Here is a 598-nt window from a genome sequence, read left to right as displayed (position 1 = left end):
GGTGCTGGCTGGCGGCGCGCTGCCTACGGTGCGTACGGCGGTGATGATCGGCCTGCTCGCGTTGGCGCGCGGCAGCCGGCGCCCGCTCGGTGTGGCGCACGGGGTGTCGCTGGCGGCGTTGGCGCTGCTGCTGCCGTCGCCCCTGTCGGTGCTGTCGGCCGGCTTCTGGCTCAGCTTCGGCGGGGTGCTGTGGCTGTTGTGGTGCCTGCCGCAGGCGTCACCGCAGGGGTTGCGCGAACGGCTGCACGGCCTGCTTGCCGCGCAGGGGGTGGCCAGCCTGGGGCTGCTGCCGTTGGGCATCGCGCTGTTTGGCGGCACCGCGCGGCTGGGCCCCCTGGTCAATCTGCCGATCATTCCCTGGTGGAGCCTGCTGGTGGTACCGCTGTCGTTGCTGGGTGCCGGCCTGCAGGCGTTGCATGAGGGCACGGGGCGCTGGGCATGGCGGGCTGCGGCGTGGCTGTTCGACCTCAGCTGGCGAGCGCTGCAGCCGCTTGCGGTCCATCCGCAGGCGATGTGGTGGCTGGCCGAGGCACCCGCATGGGCGGTACCGGCGGCGCTGCTGGGTGTTTTCTGGTGGTTGCTGCCGCGCGGCGCAGGC

At 73.2% G+C, this 598-nt stretch carries 1 protein-coding gene; it reads left to right on the top strand.

Features of this window, described 5'->3' with window-relative positions; translation table 11 throughout:
• Nucleotides 1–598 (top strand): ComEC/Rec2 family competence protein (locus tag C9414_RS20860; protein ID WP_181286192.1); only part of this gene is annotated, 598 nt, incomplete at both ends.

Source organism: Bacillus sp. Nf3 (genome assembly GCF_003028545.1).
Lineage (GTDB): Bacteria > Bacillota > Bacilli > Bacillales > Bacillaceae > Bacillus > Bacillus safensis.
This window is presented reverse-complemented; position numbering and strand designations above follow the sequence as displayed.